Below are 6388 nucleotides of genomic sequence, written 5' to 3' on the forward strand. Positions count from 1 at the left end.
TCACGCCCTCCCCGCCCGGGTGGGTTCCGGTCCCCTCCGCCGTGGTGGGCGAGTCGCCCGGGCCGGGCGCCGGTCGGGCTGGACGACCGGCTTCAACAGCTGCGTCGGGTCGGTCGCCGCGCCGCGGGGCCGGCGCACCTCGCCCAACCGCCCGGGACCCTGGGTGACGGCCTGGCGGCAGATCTCCAGGCACGACGCGATGGTCCCGATCTCGTCGTGCCGCTGGGGGTAGATCACCGCGTCGAAGTCACCCGCGACCAGCCGGTCCGCCGCGCGTGCGATCCGGCGCAGCGGCCCGAGGACGGTGAACAGCAGCCAGCCGTAGCCGAACAGGGCGATCAGGGCGGCGACGAGCGCGACGAGCTGCGCGTTCTTGCGCACGAGGTTCTCCGGCAACGCCAGCTCGGAGCCGGGCTGCTCGGTGACCACCGTCCACCCGAGCCGACCGGCGGCCCCGCCGCGCACGGCCGCCGACGCGAGGATCACCGGCCCGTCCCTGCCCGCTCGGATGGTGCCGACGACCTGCCCGTCCCGGGCGAGTTCGACGGTGTCGCGCACGTCCTTCTTCGTGACCTCCTCGAAGGCGACGAACCCGTCGGTGGCGTGGACCGTGCGCAGGTCGCGGTCGACGACGCGCGCGTGGCCGGGCACCTGGTCCAGCAGCGACCGCAGGTGGTCGAGGTCGAACTCCCCGACCAGCGCACCGCCCCGTTCGGCGAGCGGCACCTCCGCGAAGATCACCGGCACGCGGCCGGACTGGTCCTGCTGGTGCAGGCCGGCGCCGGTGGCGGGGGGTGCGGTTGTGCGCAGCGGAGGCCGCCCGACCGGGTCGCCCGGCGCGCCGCCGCGGTCGACGAGGTAGAGGCTGCGGTAGCGGGTCTGGCCGACCATCAGCCGTTCGAACGCGCTGCGCAGCGTGGCCGGGTCCTTGGCCTGCGCGGCGAGGGCCTCCAGGTCGGACAGGCCGTTGTTCAGGCTGCGGCGCAGCGCGTCCGTGGCCTTGTCGGTCTGCACGCGGGCGGTGCCCACCAGGACCGGAGGGATGTCGACGTCCTTGGTGCGGTACGCCACCAGCACGTAGCCGGACCAGGCGAAGACCGTGGCGGCGACCAGACCGGCGGCCACGCGCGCGGTGAACCGGCGGCCGGCGACCGGTTCGGTGTTCCCTTCGCCTCCGGTCAGCCGGTCCTGGCACAGCTGGGCCGCCGCCACGATGCGGGCGGCCTCACCGGTGCGGGCGGGGCGGATGTCGGTGTCGAGGTCACCCGCGGCGAGGCGCAGCAGGTCGGCCCGCGCGGCCAGCACCGGGCGCGTGACGGCCCGCGTCACCACCACGTACCCGATGACGGCGAGCACCGCCAGGGCGACGGCAGGGAGGAGGCCCGAGCCCGCTGCGCCCCGGTGTGCCAGCGGCCCCTCGGCCGCGGCCACCACGGCGAGGTCCAGCCCGCCGGGCGCGCTGGGCGGGGTGACGCGGGCATAGCCGAGTGTCGGCTGCCGCTCACCGGTGGGGGTGCCGAGCAGCACCCCCGGCGTCCCTGCGGCGGCCCGTCCCGCGTCCGAGACCAGGGCGGCGGTCTTCGGGTCGGCGTTCCACCACTGCGCCCCGGAGGAGGCCAGGACCTTGCCGGACAGCGTGGTGAGCACGAACGCCTGTCGCAGCGTCTCGTCCTGCGCCGCGTCGGGCAGCCGCACGGCGGTGGTCGCGACCAGCAGGCGCCCGTCCGGCAGCGGCGCGCCGACGACCAGGACGGGTTCGCCGTTGGCCGCCACGGTCGAGGTCACCGTCGCGTCGGTGGCGTCGGCCGGGACGGCCTGCGCCGGCACCGCCTCGCCCTTGGCCGCGACCAGCGAGCGGGCCGGACCCGCGAGCACCGCGGCTCCCCGCCACTTCCGGTCGCGCGCGAGCGCGTCGAGCAGGGGACCGGGCTCGGACCGGTCGAGGGCGGCCATGCGCAGGTCGGTCACGCGCTGGCTGGCGGTGGCGCCCACCGACTTCGCGGTGCTCGAGGCGACTTCCCGCTGCGCGTCGACGAACGCCGCGGGCACCTCGTGGCCCTCGCGGTCGTCGAGCAGGAGGAAGGTGGTGCCCGCGAGGCCGAGGAACAGCACCAGCAGCACGGTCGGCAACGTCCGCGCCGTGGCGGGGAACGCTGCTTCCGGGAGCTGTGCTCGCAGGCGTCTTACCGGGTCGTCACGCACTGTGACGGCTTTGTGCTGGCGCAACGGCTCTCCGAACATCACCCATCAGTGGGTGCGCCCCCCGATTGCGCTACCCCCACACCAAGAACTCGTAGATTGTGCACTAGATCGTGGGCAGCGCCGCACCACAGGGCGACAAATGGCCACCCGGTTGAGTGAAAGAGACTCACGTTACGTGATCGATTTTCGTCGTGTTCGATATCGGTGGTGGCTGCTCACCGGCGCGACCGTGATCGTTTTTGCCGCGGTCGTCGTCGATGTTCAGAACCGTGCCCCGGACCGCGCCCGGTCGCCACGCCTCGTCGACCTCGAGGCGCAAATCCGCGATCACGCCGCCTCCCTGCGCGAGGACGCCGCCTACGCGCCGCCCAGCGGCAGGGAGCGGCGAGCGGTCTCCGACGCGCTCGGCCGGATGGGCGACACACCGGGCGACCCGCCCGCCGGTCTGGTCGACGATCTCCGGTCGCTGGGACTCGACGTCGAGTACGCCACCGACTCCGGCACCGGGCGCCCGTACGCGACCGTCGGCGGCGGCCCGGCGGCAAACCGGGGTTGGGGGCGCTACGTCATCGACCTGTCCCGGCCGGCGCGGGTGGTCGTCCAGGTCCCGCACCCGGCCAACGACCTGGGCACCGAGGTGATCGGTGTGCAGTTGTTCCGCGAGGTCCCGGGCGCGGTGCTCGTGATCGCGGGCACCCACCGGCGGGCCGCCAACGGTGCCGGTGACGTGGCACACCGGACCGACTCGATGTTCCACGCCATCGCCGAGGAGCACACCCGGCGGCACCTGCCACAGCTCCAACTGCACGGCTTCGGCGACGCCGGCCTGCCCTCCGCCGACCTGGTGCTGTCCGCCGGCGCGGGCGACGACGGCCCCCTGCTCGACGACATCGCGGACCGGCTCGACGACGACCTGCGCGTGTGCCGGGCCTGGCGACACGACTGCGGTGACCTCGAAGGCAGGCGCAACAAGCAGGGCGAGGTCGCGGCGCGGCACGGCGTCGAATTCCTGCACGTCGAACTCAGCAGGAGCGCTCGCGACGACGCGGAGGTCCGGGCGGCGGTCGTACGAGCCCTGGGCGACGCCTTGGACCGTCCCTGACACTGAACTCGCGCCCGGCTCGGCATGGCACACCACACGGCCGCAGTTGCATCTCCACGGGCATCGCGAAGATCGTCAAGGAAACGCGAAGGCGCGCCAGTGCAAGGCCGATGTGAACGACCGGTGGTGCGAACGCCTGTGACACGGCCATCAGGTGGCCGTCGGGGAACCTGGCTGTGGTGTCGACGGGGTTCCATGCGAATGGCCATCGGTTGCGCTGTCCGCGCCTTGGCCACGCTCGCGCCGCCCGCGAATTCCCACTCGAACGGCCACCACGAGCCGGCGACGAGCGGGGTGGACGCCCGCATCGCCGGCGCGCGGGTCAGCGGCGGCTGGTCGCTCCCGGCACCGGGTGGCGGTGGCCCAAGCTCACGCGGCTCGTGCCGCGCCGAACCACCGGGTGATGACCGGCCCCGCCGTGGCCAGGATCAGGACGTAGGCGGTCACCAGCGGCCCCAGTGCGGCGTGTCCCGCGCCGACGAGGCCGATGATGACGATGGAGAACTCGCCGCGGGCGATCAGGGCGGTGCCGGCGCGCAGCCGGCCCCGTCGTCCCGCGCCGTCGCGGCCGGCGGCGTACCAGCCGGTGGCCAGCTTGGCCGCCACCCCGGAGGCGGCCAGGGCCAGGGCGACCGGCAGGACCGGCACCAGGTCGGCGGGGCTGACGGCCAGTCCGATGGCGAGGAAGAACGCGGCGGCGAACAGGTCGCGCAGCGGGGCCAGCACGGCGCGGGCCCGCTCGGCGGACTCGCCGGTCAGCGTCAGGCCGACCAGGAACGCGCCCACCGCCGCGGACACGTCGACGAACTCGGCCAGCGCCGCCACCACCAGGGTGGTCCCGAGCACGCGCAGCATGAGTTGTTCGGCGTCGGGGTGGGCCAGCCACCGGTTGACGTGGTGGCCGTAGCGGTGCGAGGCGAGGAACGCGGCCCCGACCGCACCGATGGCCACCAGCACGCCCAGCGACGCCTCCCACCACGCGCCGCCGGCCGCGAGCACGGCCAGCACCGGCAGGTAGAGGGCCATCGCGAAGTCCTCCATCACCAGCACGGCCAACACCGACGGGGTTTCCCGGTTGCCCAGCCGGCGCAGGTCGTCCAGCAGCCGGGCGACGATCCCGGACGAGGACACCCAGGTCGCCCCGGCCAGCGCCAGCACGGCCACGGCGTCCAGCCCGAGCAGCAGACCGGCGACCACGCCGGGCGCGACGCCCAGCACCAGGTCGACCAGCGCCGACGGGAGGTGGCGGCGCAGGCTGTGGGTGAACTCCGCGGTCGAGAACTCCAGGCCCAGGGTGAGCAGGAGCAGCACCACCCCGATGGAGGCCCCGGTCTCGACGAATTCGCCCGCGGCCGGGACCGGCGCGATGCCGCCCTCGCCCAGCACGAGGCCGGCGAGCAGGTAGAGCGGGATGGGGGACAGGCCCATCCGGCGGGCGAGCGCGCCGAGGGCGCTGAGCGCCAAGAGGATGACGCCCAGTTCCAGCAGCAGCGCGAGCGAGGTGTGCACGCCTCAGCCTTCGATGATCCGCCGGACGCCCTCGATGCCCTCGTGCGTGCCGATCACCACCAGCACGTCACCCGCCCGCAGCACCTCCGCGGGCGCCGGTGAGGCGATGACGTCCTCACCGCGCACGACCGCCACGATCGACGCGCCCGTGCGGGTCCGGGCGCGGGTCGAACCCAGCGGCTGGCCGGCGTGCGGGGACTCCGGCGGCACCACGACCTGTCCCGCGGCCAGGCCGGGCACCTCCTTGGTGAGGTCGGCGAAGCGTTCGGCGATGCGCGGCGCACCCAGGATCTCGGCCACCGTGTCCGCCTCCTCGCGGGTCAGGCGCAGGAGCGGACGGCCCTCGTCGGGGTCTTCGTCGGGGTAGGCGACCACCTCGAACCCCCCGGACCGGCGGGCGATGATGCCGATCCGCTGCCCCTCGGCGTTGGTGAACTCGTAGCGCAACCCCACCCCGGGCAGGAGCACCTCGTTGACGTCCATCGCCCCATCATCACGCGTGCGGAGGCCGCGCACCGGGGATGCCGCCGGCCTGCGCACCACCCGGATCGCCGGGTAGGGTGATGCGCGGTGTGCCGGGAAGCCTGGTCGGCGACGGACGACGTGACGCCCACGACCAGGAGTCGACATGGCCGCACCACCCGGGATCGACTCGTGATGCCCGGAAACCCCGAGGCGACCGTCCCCGCCGCCATCCCTCGGGCGACCACGCGGTGGTCCGACGCCCGGGTCGGTCGCGACCGGGTCAGTGGCGCTCGACCGCGCGGAGCACCAGCGCGGCGACCGCGAACCCCGCGATCAGCAGGGATGCGATTACCAGTCCGGACATGGGTGCATACCTCGTGTGTGGTGCGCTGACAACGGTCCGATGCTAGCGCACCCTGTGACTGCCGCCACAGTGACTCTTGCCAGGGTGTTTCCATGCGTGCTCGTGATCTCGCTGAGGACTACCCGCTCGTCCGGTTGAGCGACAACGCGCTGGACGCCGCCCGGCTGATCGCCGAACAGCACCGGCCCGGTGTGGTCGTGGTCGACGACGAGGGCCGTCCGGTGACGGTGTTGCCGGGGTCGCAGGTGTTGCGGTTCGGCGTGCCGGGTTATGTGCAGGAGGACCCGTCGTTGGCGCGGGTCTACGACGAGCAGGGTGGCGCGGACGTGTGTGTTCGCCGGCTGTCCGACCGGTCGGTGAAGGAGGTCCTGCCGCCCAGGGAGAAGCGGTACGAGCTGCCGATGGTGTCCGGGGACGCGACGGTGCTGGAGTGCGCGGCGACGATGGCCCGGTTGCACACGCCGCTCATCGTGGTCGCCGACGGCGGCGAGATCCACGGCGTCGTCACGGCGTCACATCTGTTGGAGGTCATCCTGAACGCCTCGGAGTCGCGCACATGACGCTCAGCCAGGTCCTGTCGGTGGTCGTGTTCATCGGCGCCTACGTCCTGATCGCCACCGAACGGGTGCACCGCGTCGCCGCCGCGTTGGGTGGCGCGGCCCTCATGCTCGCCCTCGGTCTGACCGACGGCGAGACCGCGTTCCACTCGCTCGACGCCGGGGTGGACTGGAACGTGGTGTTCCTGC

At 73.6% G+C, this 6388-nt stretch carries 6 protein-coding genes and 1 pseudogene; 3 read left to right on the top strand and 4 right to left on the bottom strand.

Annotation, left to right across the window (positions count from 1 at the left end; genetic code table 11):
* A complete protein-coding gene (locus tag RIN75_RS15835; protein WP_309112687.1) occupies positions 1-2241 on the bottom strand; it encodes a HAMP domain-containing protein in 2241 nt (746 codons plus the stop codon).
* Positions 2242-2368: 127 nt separating this feature from the next.
* Positions 2369-2533: a hypothetical protein gene (locus RIN75_RS15840; protein WP_309112673.1), complete on the bottom strand. Its 165-nt coding sequence runs from the start codon at positions 2531-2533 to the stop codon at positions 2369-2371.
* An 81-nt stretch (positions 2534-2614) separates the two neighbouring features.
* On the opposite strand from RIN75_RS15840, the gene RIN75_RS15845 reads away from it, so the two are divergent.
* Positions 2615-3304: a hypothetical protein gene (locus RIN75_RS15845; protein WP_309112674.1), complete on the top strand. Its 690-nt coding sequence runs from the start codon at positions 2615-2617 to the stop codon at positions 3302-3304.
* A gap of 369 nt (positions 3305-3673) precedes the next feature.
* Here RIN75_RS15845 and RIN75_RS15850 read toward each other — a convergent pair whose 3' ends face one another.
* Both RIN75_RS15850 and RIN75_RS15855 read right to left on the bottom strand, forming a co-directional pair.
* Positions 3674-4813 carry a cation:proton antiporter gene (locus RIN75_RS15850; protein WP_309112675.1) on the bottom strand — a complete coding sequence of 380 codons (1140 nt, stop codon included), beginning with the start codon at positions 4811-4813 and terminating at the stop codon, positions 3674-3676.
* Positions 4814-4816: 3 nt separating this feature from the next.
* A complete protein-coding gene (locus RIN75_RS15855) occupies positions 4817-5296 on the bottom strand; it encodes a cation:proton antiporter regulatory subunit (protein ID WP_309112676.1) in 480 nt (159 codons plus the stop codon).
* Between the two features lie 438 nt (positions 5297-5734).
* Here RIN75_RS15855 and RIN75_RS15860 point away from each other — a divergent pair, with 438 nt between their 5' ends.
* Both RIN75_RS15860 and RIN75_RS15865 read left to right on the top strand, forming a co-directional pair.
* The gene (locus RIN75_RS15860) at positions 5735-6202 is read left to right on the top strand and encodes a CBS domain-containing protein (protein ID WP_309112677.1); all 468 of its coding nucleotides are present in this window, start codon (positions 5735-5737) and stop codon (positions 6200-6202) included.
* A pseudogene (locus RIN75_RS15865) lies at positions 6199-6388 on the top strand (hypothetical protein); the annotation flags it as partial. The gene RIN75_RS15860 and the pseudogene RIN75_RS15865, both read left to right, overlap by 4 nt.

The organism is Saccharothrix sp. (genome assembly GCF_031180885.1).
Classification (GTDB): Bacteria; Actinomycetota; Actinomycetes; order Mycobacteriales; family Pseudonocardiaceae; genus Actinosynnema.